16 protein-coding genes and 4 tRNA genes are annotated in these 17,092 nt (G+C 55.5%); 12 read left to right on the top strand and 8 right to left on the bottom strand.

Annotated features, from left to right (window positions below; translation table 11 throughout):
- Nucleotides 1-49: 49 nt before the first annotated feature.
- The 5 genes from KO116_RS05500 to KO116_RS05480 form a co-directional block, all read right to left on the bottom strand.
- Nucleotides 50-125: transfer RNA gene (locus KO116_RS05500), tRNA-Val, on the bottom strand.
- 52 nt (nucleotides 126-177) lie between these two features.
- Nucleotides 178-254: transfer RNA gene (locus KO116_RS05495), tRNA-Asp, on the bottom strand.
- A 58-nt stretch (nucleotides 255-312) separates the two neighbouring features.
- A tRNA-Asp gene (locus KO116_RS05490) sits at nucleotides 313-389 on the bottom strand.
- A 98-nt stretch (nucleotides 390-487) separates the two neighbouring features.
- Nucleotides 488-563 (bottom strand) — tRNA-Val (locus tag KO116_RS05485).
- A gap of 70 nt (nucleotides 564-633) precedes the next feature.
- Nucleotides 634-1,389, bottom strand: a complete 756-nt coding sequence (locus KO116_RS05480) for an alpha/beta fold hydrolase (RefSeq protein ID WP_035562241.1) — start codon at nucleotides 1,387-1,389, stop codon at nucleotides 634-636.
- A 164-nt stretch (nucleotides 1,390-1,553) separates the two neighbouring features.
- Between KO116_RS05480 and ccoN the strand changes: the two genes are divergently transcribed.
- From ccoN to fnr, 11 genes are all read left to right on the top strand, one after another.
- Nucleotides 1,554-2,978 (top strand): cytochrome-c oxidase, cbb3-type subunit I, encoded by a 1,425-nt coding sequence (gene ccoN, locus KO116_RS05475; RefSeq protein ID WP_035562239.1) that lies wholly within the window; start codon nucleotides 1,554-1,556, stop codon nucleotides 2,976-2,978.
- Nucleotides 2,979-2,997: 19 nt separating this feature from the next.
- On the top strand, nucleotides 2,998-3,606 hold the full coding sequence (gene ccoO / locus KO116_RS05470) for a cytochrome-c oxidase, cbb3-type subunit II (protein WP_008955981.1): 609 nt from the start codon (nucleotides 2,998-3,000) through the stop codon (nucleotides 3,604-3,606).
- Nucleotides 3,607-3,609: 3 nt separating this feature from the next.
- Nucleotides 3,610-3,834 carry a CcoQ/FixQ family Cbb3-type cytochrome c oxidase assembly chaperone gene (locus KO116_RS05465; protein ID WP_008955980.1) on the top strand — a complete coding sequence of 75 codons (225 nt, stop codon included), beginning with the start codon at nucleotides 3,610-3,612 and terminating at the stop codon, nucleotides 3,832-3,834.
- Nucleotides 3,831-4,760 carry a cytochrome-c oxidase, cbb3-type subunit III gene (ccoP, locus tag KO116_RS05460; RefSeq protein WP_035562233.1) on the top strand — a complete coding sequence of 310 codons (930 nt, stop codon included), beginning with the start codon at nucleotides 3,831-3,833 and terminating at the stop codon, nucleotides 4,758-4,760. The genes KO116_RS05465 and ccoP overlap by 4 nt, the downstream gene beginning before the upstream one ends.
- Nucleotides 4,761-4,906: 146 nt before the next feature.
- Nucleotides 4,907-6,346 (top strand): cytochrome c oxidase accessory protein CcoG, encoded by a 1,440-nt coding sequence (gene ccoG / locus KO116_RS05455; protein WP_035562230.1) that lies wholly within the window; start codon nucleotides 4,907-4,909, stop codon nucleotides 6,344-6,346.
- A gap of 6 nt (nucleotides 6,347-6,352) precedes the next feature.
- Nucleotides 6,353-6,886, top strand: a complete 534-nt coding sequence (locus KO116_RS05450; protein WP_035562226.1) for a FixH family protein — start codon at nucleotides 6,353-6,355, stop codon at nucleotides 6,884-6,886.
- A complete protein-coding gene (locus KO116_RS05445; protein ID WP_035562223.1) occupies nucleotides 6,883-9,369 on the top strand; it encodes a heavy metal translocating P-type ATPase in 2,487 nt (828 codons plus the stop codon). Before KO116_RS05450 ends, KO116_RS05445 begins: the two co-directional genes overlap by 4 nt.
- On the top strand, nucleotides 9,366-9,611 hold the full coding sequence (ccoS, locus tag KO116_RS05440; protein WP_035562219.1) for a cbb3-type cytochrome oxidase assembly protein CcoS: 246 nt from the start codon (nucleotides 9,366-9,368) through the stop codon (nucleotides 9,609-9,611). Before KO116_RS05445 ends, ccoS begins: the two co-directional genes overlap by 4 nt.
- Nucleotides 9,608-10,300 carry a sulfite exporter TauE/SafE family protein gene (locus KO116_RS05435; RefSeq protein WP_035562216.1) on the top strand — a complete coding sequence of 231 codons (693 nt, stop codon included), beginning with the start codon at nucleotides 9,608-9,610 and terminating at the stop codon, nucleotides 10,298-10,300. Before ccoS ends, KO116_RS05435 begins: the two co-directional genes overlap by 4 nt.
- A gap of 78 nt (nucleotides 10,301-10,378) precedes the next feature.
- Complete coding sequence (gene hemN / locus KO116_RS05430) at nucleotides 10,379-11,812, top strand: oxygen-independent coproporphyrinogen III oxidase (RefSeq protein WP_035562213.1); 1,434 nt, start codon at nucleotides 10,379-10,381, stop codon at nucleotides 11,810-11,812.
- A gap of 82 nt (nucleotides 11,813-11,894) precedes the next feature.
- Nucleotides 11,895-12,638 (top strand): fumarate/nitrate reduction transcriptional regulator Fnr, encoded by a 744-nt coding sequence (fnr, locus tag KO116_RS05425; RefSeq protein ID WP_035562210.1) that lies wholly within the window; start codon nucleotides 11,895-11,897, stop codon nucleotides 12,636-12,638.
- Here fnr and ttcA read toward each other — a convergent pair.
- The 3 genes from ttcA to KO116_RS05410 all read right to left on the bottom strand — a co-directional run bounded on the left by ttcA (nucleotide 12,631) and on the right by KO116_RS05410 (nucleotide 16,151).
- Nucleotides 12,631-13,542 (bottom strand): tRNA 2-thiocytidine(32) synthetase TtcA, encoded by a 912-nt coding sequence (gene ttcA, locus KO116_RS05420; RefSeq protein WP_035562488.1) that lies wholly within the window; start codon nucleotides 13,540-13,542, stop codon nucleotides 12,631-12,633. The genes fnr and ttcA overlap by 8 nt on opposite strands.
- Nucleotides 13,543-13,647: 105 nt before the next feature.
- The gene (locus KO116_RS05415) at nucleotides 13,648-14,310 is read right to left on the bottom strand and encodes a DNA polymerase III subunit epsilon (RefSeq protein ID WP_327050449.1); all 663 of its coding nucleotides are present in this window, start codon (nucleotides 14,308-14,310) and stop codon (nucleotides 13,648-13,650) included.
- The gene (locus KO116_RS05410) at nucleotides 14,307-16,151 is read right to left on the bottom strand and encodes a DUF294 nucleotidyltransferase-like domain-containing protein (RefSeq protein WP_035562207.1); all 1,845 of its coding nucleotides are present in this window, start codon (nucleotides 16,149-16,151) and stop codon (nucleotides 14,307-14,309) included. Before KO116_RS05410 ends, KO116_RS05415 begins: the two co-directional genes overlap by 4 nt.
- A gap of 674 nt (nucleotides 16,152-16,825) precedes the next feature.
- On the opposite strand from KO116_RS05410, the gene KO116_RS05405 reads away from it, so the two are divergent.
- On the top strand, nucleotides 16,826-17,086 hold the full coding sequence (locus KO116_RS05405; RefSeq protein ID WP_035562204.1) for a DUF4212 domain-containing protein: 261 nt from the start codon (nucleotides 16,826-16,828) through the stop codon (nucleotides 17,084-17,086).
- Nucleotides 17,087-17,092: the final 6 nt, after the last annotated feature.

The raw sequence follows: 17,092 nt of genomic DNA, 5'->3' as shown, positions 1-17,092 counted from the left end.
AAAGCTAACAGTTATAAGCGGTTCAGAGGCGCTTTTAAAAGGTAGGCGATGGTGGGTGGTACTGGGTTCGAACCAGTGACCCCCAGCTTGTAAGGCTGGTGCTCTCCCAACTGAGCTAACCACCCAATTTGTCAATAAGCACCACAGTCGCTTATCAACCTTGCTTAGCAGTTATCGTGGCGGACCGGACGAGACTCGAACTCGCGACCTCCGGCGTGACAGGCCGGCATTCTAACCGACTGAACTACCGGTCCGAATTGCGATAACACACTTTAAAGCTAATTACTTATCAAGCAGATAGTTATTTGATGTTGGCGGACCGGACGAGACTCGAACTCGCGACCTCCGGCGTGACAGGCCGGCATTCTAACCGACTGAACTACCGGTCCGTTATGCACATCAAAACTTCATCTTACTTTTTGCTTCTTACTTTTCACTTCACGTTTTCAAACCATTTTTAGTACTAATAAATTAGTGTTACTAAACATGGTGGGTGGTACTGGGTTCGAACCAGTGACCCCCAGCTTGTAAGGCTGGTGCTCTCCCAACTGAGCTAACCACCCGCTGGTCACGTGGCGCTGCATTCTACAGAAGGTTGTTTCAATGTCAACATGCTGCGCTTAAAAACTGCTTTTAAGCTAGCGCGTTGCCCTCTTCTTTCAAGCCTTGGCTGTGAACGCGGACGAAGGATGCCGTAACCTGGGTGGCTTCGTCAATCAAAAACGTTTGCGTTAACCCAGAAGAGCGCCGCGGCTTGAAATCGTGATCGCCATCTTTCAGCCAAGCCAGCTGCGCATTAGCGGGCAGCGTATAGCTTGCGACCTCCTCCTGCGTACCGAAAGGATCTCGCTCACCTTGTATCACTAGCATGGGGCAAGTAACCGCCGGCCAGTGTTCCAAACGAAGCTTTTCCGGCGCTTTGGTGGGATGAAACGGATAACCGGCCACCACGACACCAGGGCACGGTTGTTGGCTGGCTAACAGCGTCGCCACGCGGCCGCCCATCGACTTCCCACCAACCCACAACGACCCGTCAAACAGGGAATCAAGTAGCGCGTACCACTCGGCAAACTGGGCAAGTGTCTGAGCGATCGGTGGCGGTGGGCGTCGCTTGCCGGTTTCCTGCATTTGCTGCATATAAGGAAAGTCAACACACAGAACTTGTATTCCCTGCCCCGCCAAAGAGGTGACAAATTGACGCATGAAAGCTGACTGATGACCGGCGCCTGCACCATGGGCAAACAGCAAGCGTCCTATTTTGGCCTCACCCTGAACCGCCAACGGCCCCATGCCCTGCACCAGATAACAGCCGTTTGAGTCGAGATGAATCTCCTCGCTTAATGCGTCTGGCGGCAACGAAATATAGTCAGACAAAGCGTAATGTGACATACACCGCTCCTAATAATTCAATGATTAACCTATTGGCATGTTCAGCTTAAGCCTCGGCTGCGCTAGAATCCTCGTCGGATCTTGACCTGCATCATCAAGCGGGTGGCCGCATCCGTGCAAAATGCCACGGGTTACCCCCTAACCGCGTTCGATGGGAACATGAAATGAGCACAGCATTTGAACACCCGACCTACAACTACAAGGTAGTTCGGCAGTTCGCGATTATGACCGTTGTGTGGGGCATCGTGGGTATGACCGTTGGTGTCATCCTCGCCTCGCAACTGGTTTGGCCGCAACTGAACCTCGGCATACCTTGGACCAGCTTCGGGCGACTGCGTCCGTTACATACTAACGCCGTTATTTTCGCTTTTGGTGGCTCGGCGCTTTTTGCAACGTCCTATTACGTTGTCCAGCGAACGTGCCAGACACGGCTATTCTCGGACAGGCTGGCGGCCTTTACGTTCTGGGGCTGGCAAGCCGTTATTATCTCAGCGATCGTGTCGCTCCCCATGGGCTACACCACGACCAAGGAGTACGCTGAGCTAGAGTGGCCGATCAATATTTTGATTGCAGTCGTTTGGATCAGCTATGCCATCGTGTTCCTGATGACGATTAAAAAGCGCACCACGTCGCATATTTATGTGGCGAACTGGTTCTTTGCGGCGTTTATTTTAACCGTTGCAGTGCTGCATATCGTTAACAACGCGGCGATCCCGGTTACCCCGATGTACTCCACCTCGATCTACGCCGGTGCGGTGGATGCCATGGTGCAGTGGTGGTACGGCCATAACGCGGTAGGCTTCTTCCTGACCGCCGGCTTCCTGGGCATGATGTACTACTTCGTACCCAAGCAGGCTGAGCGACCGATTTACTCTTACCGTCTTTCCATCGTCCACTTCTGGGCGCTGATCATGATTTACATGTGGGCAGGCCCGCACCACCTGCACTACACAGCGCTGCCGAACTGGGCGCAGTCATTAGGCATGATCATGTCTATCATCCTACTGGCGCCCTCCTGGGGCGGTATGATCAACGGCATGATGACCCTGTCAGGCGCTTGGCATAAGCTGCGCACGGACCCCACACTGCGCTTCTTGGTAGTGGCCCTATCGTTCTACGGTATGTCGACGTTTGAAGGCCCGATGATGGCCATCAAAACGGTCAACGCGCTGTCGCACTACACAGACTGGACCATTGGCCACGTTCACTCCGGTGCGCTCGGCTGGGTAGCGATGATCACTATCGGCTCAATGTACCACCTGATTCCGCGCGTATTCGGTCGCACTGAAATGCACTCCGTCAACCTGATTGCCGTGCACTTCTGGCTGGCCACTATCGGCACGGTACTTTACATCGCCTCGATGTGGGTTAACGGCATTCTGCAAGGTCTGATGTGGCGTGCGATCAACCCTGACGGCACCTTGATGTACACCTTCGTTGAAGCCGTTGAAGCCAGCGCACCGGGCTACTTCGTGCGCTTAATCGGCGGCCTCTTCTGGGTCACCGGCATGCTGATCATGGCATTCAACGTTTACATGACCGTTAAGCGTCGTGAGGCCATCAGCCATTCAGCGCCACAAGCTGCTTAAACCGGGGAAGTTGAGACCAATGAAACACGAGATTGTCGAAAAGAACGTTGGCCTACTTGCCGTGTTGATCCTTGTCGTGATCAGTTTCGGCGGCTTGGCTGAGGTGGTGCCACTGTTTTTCCAGAAGCAGACCACCGAGCCGGTTGAAGGCCTGGAGCCGCTATCAGCGCTGGAACTGGAAGGCCGTGACATCTATCGCCGTGAAGGCTGCGTGGGCTGTCACTCACAGATGGTTCGCCCGTTCCGCGCTGAAACCGAGCGCTACGGCCACTACAACGTGGCGGGTGAACAGGTTTATGAGCACAACTTCCTGTGGGGCTCTAAGCGTACCGGGCCGGATCTGGCACGTGTCGGCGGCCGCTATAGCGACGACTGGCACCGTGCTCACCTCTACAACCCGCGGGATGTAGTGCCCGAGTCAATTATGCCGGCTTACCCCTGGCTGTTTGAAAACACCCTCGATGGTGACGCCACACCGAGAAAGATGCGCACGCTGCGTCAGTTAGGTGTGCCGTATACCGACGAAGATATCGCCAATGCAACTGCAGATGTCCGCGGCACCCAGGAAATTACCGCCCTGGTCGCGTATCTACAGCAGCTCGGAACCGTGCTCGAGGGCACTCGTTAAGTTATGGATACGGGAACTTTTCGCGGCCTCATCACGCTGATCTTGATTTTCGCTTTTATCGGCATCGCCCTCTGGGCGTACTCCAAGCGACGCAAGCCAGACTTCGACGAAGCGGCCAACCTGCCCTTTGCCGATGAAGATGAGCAACCGACCAGTGACAAGCACGCGTCGCATGAACGCGATAGCGAAGCGCATTCCCGCCAAGACAGGGGAGATAAGAAGTTATGAATAATTTATGGGGTGACTCCCTATCCGGCTTCTGGAGTGCCTGGATCATTATCATCACGCTGGGCACAATTGCGCTGAGCGTATGGATACTGCTGGCCAACCGTCGTACCGATAAAACGCCGGATGCTGAAGGCAACGTAGAAACCACTGGCCACGCTGCCGACGGTATTGAAGAGTATGACAACCCACTACCTCAGTGGTGGTTCAAACTATTCATCCTGACGGTAGTTTTTGCGTTGGGTTATCTCGTTCTTTATCCCGGCCTTGGCAACTACGCCGGGGTGCTGGGCTGGTCGCAAGAGGGCCAGTGGGAAGAGGAAGTTGCGCAAGCGGAAGAACGCTTCACACCGATTTTTGCCCAGTATCAGGAAGTGCCTATTCCTGAACTAGCCGAAGATAACGAAGCGATGCAGGTGGCGGAACGCATTTTCCAGAACAACTGCGCGGTATGTCACGGTTCCAACGCGCAAGGTGGCTACGGCTTCCCTAACCTGACCGATGACGACTGGCTATACGGCGGAGAGCCCGACAATATCGTTCAAACGCTGACGAATGGCCGTAACGGGCTAATGCCTTCCTGGCAGCAGTTGGGGCAAAACAATATTGAGAACCTGACTCAATACGTGCTCTCGCTGTCTGATGAAGCGCATGATGAGGCACAAGCTGAACAGGGCGAAAGCACCTTTACTGCAGTCTGTGCGGCTTGCCACGGCCCAAGTGGCACGGGCAATACAGCCCTCGGCGCGCCTAACTTGACCGACAATACCTGGCTCTACTTGGCGCCCGGCCAAGAGGTAGGTGACTCCATCCGTCAAACGCTACGCAATGGCCGTAACGGCCATATGCCGGCGCAAGCGGCTTATATTGGTGAAGAGCGTGTTCACCTGGTCGCCGCCTACGTGTATAGCCTGCGCTTAGCGGACTGATTGACTAAACAGCCCTACTAGCCAAGCAAGGGTGCGGCCTCAAACCGCACCCTTTCTTTATACGCAAACCGATACAATATTGACCATGCACCGCCTTTACGAGACTAGGTGCACTCCCTCCTGCCTTCTGAGCCGGGAATACCGCCATGGAAAAGATACCAACCCAAGACGTCACGCCGAATCCGGTGGGGCATCACACTCCTCCACAACAACCGGTTACTCAGGAAATGTACGCTAAACGGCGTCACATTTATGTGCGAGAAATTAAAGGTATTTTCCAGAAACTACGCCGCAGTACTAATTGGGCGTTAATGCTGATGTTTTTCCTATTGCCCTGGATTAACCTTGGCGGCCGGCCACTCATTCTGTTCGACCTGCCTAATCGCGAATTCCATATTTTTAGCGCCACGTTCTACCCGCAGGAGTTCATACTGCTGTCGTGGCTGTTGATTATCTGTGCTTTTGGGCTGTTCTTTATTACTGTTTTTGCTGGTCGGGTGTGGTGTGGTTATACCTGCCCGCAAAGCGTTTGGACCTTTCTGTTTATCTGGCTTGAACACCGCATCGAAGGCTCGCGTAATCGGCGTATCAAGCTCGACGATCAGCCGATGACAGCGGATAAGGCGTGGCGTAAAACCGCTAAACACACCGCTTGGCTACTGATAGCGCTCGCTACCGGCATCACCTTTGTGGGTTACTTCACGCCGATTCGCGATTTAGTGGCGGAATTGCCGACATTTGAAGCCCATGGCTGGTCCTACTTCTGGGTGGGCTTTTTCCTGGTGTTCACTTACCTGAACGCAGGTTGGCTGCGTGAACAGGTGTGCATTTATATGTGTCCCTATGCCCGCTTTCAATCGGTGATGTTTGACCGTGACACACTGATTGTCTCCTACGATGAGTCCCGCGGCGAACCCCGTGGGCATCGCAAAAAAGGGCTGAGCCATCAGGAAGCGCGTCAAGCTGGCTACGGCGACTGTATCGACTGCGACCTGTGTGTGCAGGTCTGCCCCACTGGCATCGATATCCGCGATGGCCTGCAGTATGAGTGCATCACCTGCGCCGCCTGTATCGACGCCTGCGACAGCGTGATGGACAAAATGGGTTACCCACGGGGGCTGATACGCTACACCACCGAAAACGCGCTTGAGGGCAAAAAGAGCCATATAATGCGCCCTCGCCTGCTAGGCTACTTTGCGGCATTAGTATTAATGATAGGCACTTTTGCCTGGGCGATTAACGACCGCATGCCGCTTAACTTTGACGCTGAACGCGAGCGCACCCAGCTTTACCAAACGACCCGTGACGGCCTGATTAGTAATGTGTTTACCCTGACCATTCGTAACCTTGATGATCAGGACCACACCTACCAACTAAGCGTTTCCGGGTTACCCAGTTTAGCCTTAGAGAGCAATATGATTGACGTGCCTGCGGGTGAGTCGCGCTTAGAAGTTGTCACGGTGACCGCTAGCCCTGACGAGCTACAGCAACCCAGTCACGATATTGTATTCACGCTGCAGGCTCAGCAAGACGAGCGTATTCGCCTTGAGCGGGACGCCCGCTTTCTGGGCGATATGAGGAGATAAACGACTATGTCATCCCTACCCTCTAGCGAGAAGGTGACCCCCTGGTATAAGCAGTTTTGGCCATGGTTTTTAATCGGCATTCTGTTCTCTTCGATTATCGTCAGCACCGGCTTTGCCGTTATGTCGATCAAGAGTTTCGACGGCATGGTGGTACAGGAAGATTATTACGAGCACGGCAAAGCCATTAATATGGTGCTTGCCAAACAAGAGCAGGCGCGCACTCTGAACTTAAGCGCAGAGCTCCGCCTGGATCCGATGACCAGCGATATTGTGGTTGATTTAAGCGGCGATGCGCGCCCAGAAACGCTCTATTTAGACCTTATCTTCCCTACTGAAGATAACCGTGACCAATCGTTTGTGCTTGAGCACGTGCGTGATGGCCGCTATATCGCCCAAGGGCCTGACAATCTGCGCTATCGCTGGTACCTACAGATTCAGCCCGCACTAGAAGATGCCGACTGGCGTCTGACGGGTGAAGCGACATTCCCGAATGAAAATAGCGTCGCGCTACTGCCGGGAGGGCGCAAAGCAAGCGAATGAGCGACGCCACCCCCTGCTACCACTGCGGCAATCCGGTTCCCGCTGGAGCACCCTGGTCGATTAGCCTAGATGAGGATACCCACCCGCTTTGTTGCCCCGGCTGCGAGGCGGTGGCCCATGCCATCGTCGACGGTGGCCTAGAGAGCTACTACCGCTACCGTACCGAACTGCCCGAACGCCCGGATGAGCGCCAGGCCGCCAAAGCGGACACCTGGTCGGTGTTTGACGACCCCGGCCTGCAGGCGCAGTTTGTCCACCCCGATGGCGACGAGGGCAACGTCAAAGCTACCCTCGCCATTGAAGGCATTACCTGCGCCGCCTGTGCATGGCTGATCGAGCACCGCCTGAACGCCCTGGAAGGGGTCACCTCCAGCGCGGTGAATTTAACCCACCACCGGTTGCGGGTAAGCTGGAATCCCCAGCGGTTGAAGCTCTCGCAGCTGCTGGCGGAACTGGCCGCCATCGGCTACGACGCCCAGCCCTACGAGCCTGATCAAGCCCAGGCGCGCATGCAGCATGAAGAGCGCATGAACGTGCGACGGCTAATTATCGCCGCTGTGGGCATGATGCAGGTGATGATGTTTTCGATCCCGATCTATGTCTCCGGCCCCGGAGAAATCAGCGACGACTTCTATGCCTTGTTTCACTGGCTCTCCTTTGCGCTGGCCACGCCGGTGGTGTTTTTCTCCGCCCAGCCGTTTTTCCGCAACGCCCTGCGCGATCTGCGCACCGGGGTACTGGGCATGGATGTGCCAGTCTCGCTGGCGATTGGCGGGGCTTACCTTGCCAGCAGCTACGCGGTGCTGTTTAACGTCGGCGAGGTCTATTTTGACTCGGTGGCGATGTTTACCTTCTTTTTACTCTTTGCCCGCTACGTAGAAGGCCGCGCCAGACGCCGCAGCGGCCATAGCGGCAATGCGCTGAGCGGCGTGTTACCCATTTCGGCCACGCGGCTGGAAAGCGACGGCAGCGAGCGCATTCTACCCGCCAGCGAACTCGCCCCCGGCGACCGTGTATTGATCAAGCCCGGCCACGGCGTCCCTGCCGATGGCATTATCGAGGAAGGCGAATCGAGCCTGGATGAGTCGATGCTGACCGGCGAATACCTACCGGTCACCCGCCGGGTGGGCGACCGCATTACCGGCGGTAGCCAAAACATGGAAAACCCGCTGGTGATCAGGGTGACTCACGCCGGGCGCGATGCCCGGGTAGCGGGCATTGTCGATCTCACCGACCGCGCCTTTGCCAGCCGTCCGCGGCTTGCGCAGATGGCGGCGCGTATGGCCCACCTCTTTGTACTCCGACTGCTGCTGGTGACCGCCTGCGTGACGATCGCCTGGTGGTTTATCGATCCCTCTCGGATGCTCTGGGTGCTGCTTTCGGTGCTGGTGGTGACCTGCCCCTGTGCGCTGGCGCTGGCCACCCCCGCGGCACTGACCGCAGGCCACGGCCAGCTACGTAAGCGCGGCGTGTTGATTACCCGCGCCGATGCCATGGAAACCCTCTCCAACGTTACCCGGGTGATTTTTGATAAAACCGGCACACTAACCCGCGGCGAAATGCACCTGACCCAGACCCAGCCGTTCGGCGAATTAACCGCCGAGCGTGCCCAGGCGATTGCAGCGGCGTTAGAGGCCCACTCAGAACACCCCATCGCCCGCGCCTTTCGGCCGTTCCGGGATGCCACGCTGCAAGCCAAAGAGATCCACAGCCACACCGGGCAAGGCCTTGAGGGGAGCTTAAACGGCGCCCGCTGGCGGTTGGGCAAGCCCAGGTTTGCAGTAAACGGCGCAATAGATAGCGCAATGGATGGCGCCACCGATACCCCCATCGCGGCACCCGCCAGGGGCCAGTGGCTGCTGCTGAGCGAAAACGGCGAACCCCGCGCCTGGTTTGGTCTGCATGATGGTATTCGTGATGACGCTGCTGCCACGATCAAAGCCCTTCAGGCCCAGGGGCTAACCGTGGAGCTGCTCTCCGGTGATACCGTCGATGCCGTTGAGAGCCTGGCTAACCAGCTCAACATTACTACCTGGCACGCAGGCACCAGCCCCGAAGGCAAACTGGCCCGGATGAAAGAGCTTCAAGCCGCTGGCGAAACCGTGGTGATGATTGGTGACGGCATCAACGACGTGCCGGTGTTAGCCGGTGCTGACGTGGCGATTGCCATGAACGGCGCGACAGATCTCGCCCGTACCCGCGCCGACGCAGTGCTGCTCAGCCCACGCCTGATGCGGATTTTTGAGGCTATCGAGATTTCCCGCGCGACCCGGCGTATCATGCGCCAGAACATGATTTGGTCAGTGTGCTACAACGTTTCGGCACTGCCGCTGGCGGCAATGGGGCTGGTGCCACCTTGGTTGGCGGCCATTGGTATGTCGCTCAGCTCGCTAGTGGTGGTGGGTAACGCGCTGCGGCTGTCACGCTGGCGTACGACGCCGCCAGCCTCTTCGCCAAGCGCTTCAACACCGGTAACCGCATGACGATTCTGTATCTACTCATTCCGCTTTCACTGATTCTGCTGGGCCTCGCCGTCTGGGCATTCTTCTGGGCGGTGAAAAATGATCAGTTCGACGACCTGGAAGGCCCGGCGCACCGCATTTTGTTTGATGAAGATGAAAACGACCTCAACCCCGAACAGCGACGCCAGCGACAACAAGCCAAGCACCGCCCTGCTGCCCCCTCCGACACACACTCGTCCGACGACCAAGAGCCCCGGCCATGAATCCAACCGGCCTTGACCTGCCGCCACTACTGGCAGCATTCGTGTTTGGTTTGATGGGCGGCGCCCATTGCATTGGCATGTGTGGTGGCATTATGAGCGCGCTCACTTTTGCAGTGCCCCCCAGCATGCGCCATCCGGCGCGTATGGGAGGCTTGCTGCTCAGCTATAACGCAGGTCGCATCACTAGCTACATGAGCGCAGGTGCGCTGGTAGCCCTACTAGGCACGCTATTTTCCCTCTCTGCCACGGCGAGAATGCTGCTACAAGTGTTTGCGGCGCTGATGCTGATCCTGATGGCGCTGTATATCGCCAACTGGTGGAAAGGGCTGCTCAAAGTGGAGGCGGTTGGCCGCCGTCTATGGCGCTTTATCGAGCCTGTGGGGCGGCGCTTAATGCCGGTGGTGTATATCCCTCAAGCCTTCGCGCTAGGCGCACTTTGGGGCTGGCTACCCTGTGGGCTGGTCTACTCCATGCTGGCCTGGAGCTTGGCGATTGCCGACCCGCTCCAGGGCGCGCTGCTAATGGGCGCATTTGGGCTAGGCACCCTGCCGGCGCTGCTCGCCACTGGCCTCGCTGCGCGCCAGCTAAGCCACCTGATTCGCCACCCGGCGACGCGCAGCGTGGCGGCACTAACGATTATCGCGTTTGCGCTGTGGCAGCTCTGGACTCTTACGGCACACAACTTCTAATAGCATGACATGGCTCAATCTTTACGCTTTCGTCACGGGTTAGGCTAGCGGCATTACCTCACGTCGGAGCGCCCCTTCATGCCCGTTCATGCCCCTGCGGTTTCACCTCTTGCCTCGTCTGTGGCGGCAGCGCCCGTGCAGCCGGTGTGGGATGAAGCCCTGCTGCGCCGCTACGACACCAGCGGACCACGCTACACGTCTTACCCCACGGCGCTGTCATTTCACGACCAATTCACCCCCGGTGACCTGACCCAGGCACTAGAGCGTAGCAATGCCAGTCAGCGTTCGCTGTCGCTGTATGTTCACGTGCCTTTTTGTCGCAAGATCTGTTTCTACTGCGCATGCAATAAAATCGCCACCAAGAACACCGCCCTGACCGAGCCCTACTTATCCCGACTCGACCGTGAAATGGTGCTGACCGCACGCCACTTGGATACCACACGACCGGTGAAGCAGTTGCACTGGGGTGGCGGAACACCGACGTTTCTTAACTTGAACCAGATGGGCGACCTGATTGATCGTTTGGATGCCCGGTTTGGCCTTTCGTCCTCTGCCGATCGCGATTACGCGATTGAAATAGACCCACGCGAAGCGGATGTATTTACGCTGCGCCACCTGCAATCGCTCGGTTTCAATCGCATCAGTTTAGGCGTGCAGGACTTAAGCCCGCTGGTGCAGAAAGCCATTAACCGTATTCAGCCACGAGTACTCACCGAGACGCTGATGGATGAAGCACACCGGCTGGGCTTTCGTTCGCTCAATCTCGATTTAATATACGGCTTGCCCTTTCAGACTGAAAAAAGCTTTGCAGACACCCTGCGTCAAGTGATCGAGTTAAATCCCGCACGGCTTTCTGTGTTTAACTACGCCCACATGCCCGAGCGCTTTGCCCCCCAGCGGCGGATTAACGTCGATGACCTGCCGGGTAGCGAAGAGAAGCTGGCAATTCTGCGCACCACGATAGAGATGCTCACCGCGGCTGGCTACGTACATATCGGGATGGATCACTTTGCCCGGCCTGACGATAGCCTGGCCATTGCCCAGCGCGACGGCTCGCTACAGCGCAACTTCCAAGGCTACTCCAGTCACGCCCAATGCGATTTAATCGGGCTTGGCGTTTCGGCGATTTCGCGCATTGATGACGTCTACGCGCAGAACCCGAGCGATCTGGCAAGCTACGAGGCGGCGTTGGATCAGGGCCAACTCGCCACTGTACGCGGCGTGCGGTTGAGCGACGACGACCTCATCCGTCGAGACGTGATTGAGCGGCTGATGTGCGATATGGGCATTGACCTGGCTGCGGTCAGCCAGCGCTGGAACATCGATGCCCCCCGCTATTTTGCCCCCGCGCTGGAGCGTTTACAGAGCGCCGAGCAAGATGGCCTACTGACCCGTAGTGGTGATCAACTTAGCGCCACGTCCATGGGTCGTCTGCTGGTGCGCCATTTAGCCATGGCGTTCGATACCCATCTTTCTGGGCAAATAGGGCAGCGCTACTCTAAGATTGTTTAATCACCTTATTGTAGGCATGCTAACGCCATCACAATAAGTAAGAATTTGCTAATTTTACCCTGACCCACTCAAGGAGCACCGCATGTTGGAACCTATGAGCAGCCGACGCTCGCTACTCCACGAAGCGCGCTGCCAAACCTGCAGCCTTAGCTCGCTGTGCCTGCCGCTTGCCCTTGAGTTGGACGATATGGGCCAGTTCGATGCCATTATTCGTCGTCGCGCACCGCTGAAAAAAGGCGAACCACTATTTCGCCAAAGCGATACTTTTACCAGCGTTTACGCGGTACGTTCGGGCAGTTTGAAACAAGTCACCTCAGAGGGAAACGGCAGCGAGCAACTGACCAATTTCTACCTCCCGAGCGAACTAGTGGGGTTGGACGGGATTGATGAGGAGCACTATCCAGGTAGCGTGATTGCCCTGGAAACGACCACCGTTTGCGAGATTCCCTTTGATCGCTTGGACTCACTCTCTGAGGAGTTGCCCGAACTGCGTGGCCAGCTGTATCGCAGCATGAGCAAAGAGTTACGCGATGACCGGCGCATGATGCGTCTGCTGTCGCGTAAAACCGCCGACCAGCGGCTGGCGAGCTTTTTGATTACCCTCTCGGATCGTTTTCGTCGCCGTGGCTACTCGCCCTACAGTTTCCGCCTTTCCATGCCCAGGGCCGATATCGGCAACTATTTGGGTTTAGCGGTGGAAACCGTCAGCCGGATTTTAAGCCGCTTCCAGCAGCAGAGCGTAATGGCGGTATCCGGGCGAGAGGTCAATATTCTTGATATGCAGCGCTTAATCACCCTCGCCGAAGAGGAGCAAAACGCTAGCTGACGTTAAATGCCTGGATACGCCCGGCCAGCAGCTCTGCCTGTTTGGCCTCTAAGCCTTCAAAATCGAAAAGGCTGCGGTCGGCCAACTGGGAAGGGGCAATATTAGTCACCGCCTTAAACATGCTCTCCAGGCGGCCGGGGAATTTTTTGTCCCACTCGGCGAGCATCTCTTTGACCACCTGGCGCTGCATATTGGGCTGCGAACCGCATAGATTGCAGGGAATAATCGGGAATTCCATCAGCCGTGAAAACTCGGCAATATCCGCCTCTTTACAGTAAGCCAACGGCCGAATGACGATATTTTTACCATCATCAGAAAGCAGCTTAGGCGGCATCGCTTTTAAGTTGCCGCCAAAGAACATATTGAGAAACAGCGTTTCAAGGATATCTTCGCGGTGGTGACCCAGGGCGATTTTATTGGCGCCAATCTCTTCAGCAAAACCATACAGCGAACCGCGGCGCAGACGTGAACAGAGCGCGCAAGTCGTTTTGCCTTCCGGGGTTTTCTCCTTCACCACCGAGTAGGTGTCGCGCTCGACAATGTGATACTCCACGCCCTGCTTATCCAGATACGCAGGCAGCACATGCTCGGGAAAACCGGGCTGTTTTTGATCCAGATTGACCGCTACCATTGAGAAATTGACCGGCGCGTTGCGCTGCAAGTTGCGCAAAATCTCCAGCATCGTATAGCTGTCTTTGCCGCCGGAGAGACAGACCATCACGCGGTCGCCTTCATTGATCATCTGGTAATCAATAATCGCATTGCCTACTTCTCGGCGCAGGCGCTTTTGCAGCTTGTTAAATTCACGTTTCTGCTTAGCATCAGCCAGCTCTGGCGAGTCTTGCTCAACATCAGCGAGGGCGGCTCCGAGGGAAGCAGGGTCAAAATGATCAAGAGATTGCATGGTATAAGCACTGCCGAGGGTGGAAGGCATTCAAGAAAAAGTGGCTGCTATTCTAACAACACTCACCGCCCTGACCCAACTACTCGTATGCAGCGCTGCCTATTACTAAGCAGCCTCCGCCATAATGCGCTGCAGGCGCATATACAGCAGCGCGCTGGAAGTGGCCTCACCTAACACACCCTGCATCCCCATCGCGGGTACTTGCCAGCACGCCAGCGCTTGAGCAAAGCTACTCGGTGCCTCTATCTCCGGGTGCAAGCGCCGCAGCTGGCGCTGATGCAGCTTTTCTACGTCGACCTGGGCATTGGGCAGCGCGAAATTCAACCGCTTTCTCAGCAACGCATTTAACGCGCCAATCCGCTGGTCTAACTGCCAGCCGACAATAGGTCGATTGCCAATAAACTCTACTAACGCATTTAAATTGTCGCGATTTGGCGCCGCCACACACCCCGCCTGACACAGCAGGTGATGGCGACGCAGCGATGCATGGTCAGCCTGCCCCGGTGCGCCTAACGTCAGCACAAAAGCACGGCTGGTACGCACCTGCTGTTGGCTAAGCACCACGGCGGCCAAACTGATCACAGGTGATGTCGGCGTAGGCGTTGATGTGCAGGCAAGCGCTACCAGCTCTTCGCCCATATAGGGCTGAAAGAGCCAGGCATAGGGAGAATCAGCACAGCGCCGCCGGTCGCTTTCGCGACGCAACAAGGTGCGTAAGGAACCGCTAAAAAGTGCCACGTGTCGATCTAACAGCCGTATTCCGCTCACGAATACTCCAAATGGTAACGATGGGAAAGCCGCTGCTTAAAGTCTTTGACAATATGCATCGCTTCACGCAATAGGTCGCGCTCAAGGGAAGAAAGATTTTGCACCACGACACGGTTAGCGCGACTGCTGTTTTGGGCGTTAGCTTCTTGAGCACCGACAGGCGTCTCCAACGCGGTTAGCTGCTGTTTAAGACGTAGCTCGGAAAACAGGGCCAACGCTTCGCCCAGGTCATCTGCAAAACGGCGATCCAATCGCCCATCGGCGGCCAGGGCATCCAAACGGTCAAACGTCGAGGTGGCTTGGATGCGCCGCTCAAGCGCCATGGTGCGCACGCCGTGAACAATGGGAAAAATACCGCCTTTCTTGATATCGATACCGTGCTGAGGCTTTTTCAGCGAGCCAAACAGCGTCAGCGGTGTGGAAAAACGTAGCGCCGTGCGCGCAAAGTACGAAAGCAACAGCTCATCACGAGAGCAGCGTTCAAATAGCTCTTCTCGTACACTGGCAAGCAGGCTGGGGTTACCGGCCACCGCATGGGCATCAAGCATGATCGCCAGCTTCATCAGGCTGTCACCATCCCGCTCGCTGGCCCATTTGGCAATATTGCTCTTCCACTGCGACACCGTGGCCACCCACTCAGGGTTTGAAACCATAATATTGCCGGGGCACGGCGGGTAGCCAAGCTGGATTAGGGTATCGGTGAGCGTTTGCATGTGGCTCAAAAGATCTGGCCACCGCGCGTCATCGGCTAAAATCAGACCATTATCCTGGTCTGTTTTTAGGATTTGCTCACCTCGCCCTTCGCTACCCATTACCATCATGCAGCTCTGGTCGCGATACTGTTCCTCTATCGTGAACTCCCAGGCCTTGCTCATGATCCGCCCGTTCAGCGCGGCGAGAAGATCCATCGCAAAACGCAGCTTTACGCCCTGGGCCATCAGCGCTTTTACCAGCTCCGGTGTACGTTGGCTGGCTGCCGACAGTGTCTCTAAACTGCTCGCCTGCTCGACCTGCAAACTCACCACGTAGCTGCGGCTTGAGAAATAGCTAAGCACGTCGGTGAGCTCGACGACGCCTTTTAAGACGTTTTGCTCGAGCACCACTACCCGCGTCACTTTATGGCGTGTCATTAAGACCAATACTTCAAACAAGTATTGTTCCGGCGCAACGGTGACCAGATTAAAATGGGCGAGCTCATCAAGCGGCGATGACACCGCACTACCGCCCAACACCAACCCATTGAGCAGGTCGGTTTTCGTCACCATGCCTAGCTTGCCTTGAGTCTCTACTAGCAGGCTATCAGCATAGCTATCGTTGAGCTGCTTCACCGCGCTGGCAATATCAGTAGCCGCCGCCATTAACAGCGGCGCACGCATACATTCGCTTACCTTGGCCAACATAAAACCCGCCATGGTGACGCCACCTTCGGCACGCTTTTCAGTCAGTAAGCGTGCTTTATGCGTCAACGATTGGCGAAAGAAATTACTGAAATCCGGGTAATGACGGCACAGCTGCTGAAACAACGCTTTGGGCAGTAGGTAACACAAGCACTCCTGCTCGGCCTTAAAACGATAGCGGCTTTTACCGTTAAGGATGCTGATCGCGCCAAATAGGTCCCCGGCCGTGTAATGGCCAATACGCGAGGTAGACGAGGGCAGCGTGGGGTCGATTTCTGCCACTTCACCCTTATGGATCAGATAAACAAACTCGCCCCCCTGTCCGGTCTCTAGAATTATTTCGTCGCGGTCAAAATACGCAAGGTCAATACCGCGACGAATGTGGTCACGTCCTTCATCGTCAAGAAGCGTGAACGGCAGTTGGGATAGATCCACATCGACCATTGTGCATGACCTCATTCAACTAAAGGCGAACTAGAAAATAAAGTAAATAAGCACTCCGCCCGACATTGATCCACATCAAAGGAGTCTTTCCAACGCTTCAAAAACTGTAATCGATTATTATGTGAAGGTGGCTGTACGGGTATAAAGGATTCACTTCCCAAGTAGCAAGTAGAACATTGTTATACCTTTAGCTATCACGCTAAGGTCGAAGCGACTTTTGATACGCGACCAAAGTATCGATACTCACTAACCGTCATTACCCATTAAAGGCAGCATATGTATTTAAAGTAGCCAATAACTGCTTTTATTTGCTTACTAGACTATCGTCCCATAGCCCTGGAAACGCCTACAAATTTCGCTTAAATAGCGTCTAAAAACTCGCACTTTCAACAACATGTAGCCCGCAGAAAGCCATTAAGCTGTTTATTGATACCAAAGTCTGGGATTTATTTTTTGGCGTTTATTGCCCAGTATTAACAATGAGTCATGCAGGGTAATCGCACGTCACTAACTAACTCGAAACTTCATATCGAATAATAAGGTGACGTGCCAAAAGAAGCTGACTCACCACTCCTAACGATTGAGTGGCTTTAGACGTGCGATTGCCCTGATGGGTCACACGCTATTCCTCGTGAACTTTCCCAACCTTAAAAACACAAGTGGAGAGCAACACAATGGCAGACGACAAAACCAATGCTGCTGAATACTGGAAAGCAAACGTCCGGTTAATTTTCGGATGCCTGGCCGTTTGGGCATTTGTTTCTTACGGATGCGCTATCCTTTTCCGCCCATTGCTCGCCGGCATTCCGATTGGCGGCACTGATCTTGGCTTCTGGTTTGCACAACAGGGCTCAATCCTAACGTTTATCGTGCTGATCTTCTTCTACTCCTGGAAGATGAATAAGCTCGATCAAAAATTTGGCCTTGGGGAGTAAGCCGGT

The sequence above is a fragment of the Halomonas sp. KO116 genome, assembly GCF_000734975.2.
Taxonomy (GTDB): domain Bacteria; phylum Pseudomonadota; class Gammaproteobacteria; order Pseudomonadales; family Halomonadaceae; genus Vreelandella; species Vreelandella glaciei.
This window is presented reverse-complemented; position numbering and strand designations above follow the sequence as displayed.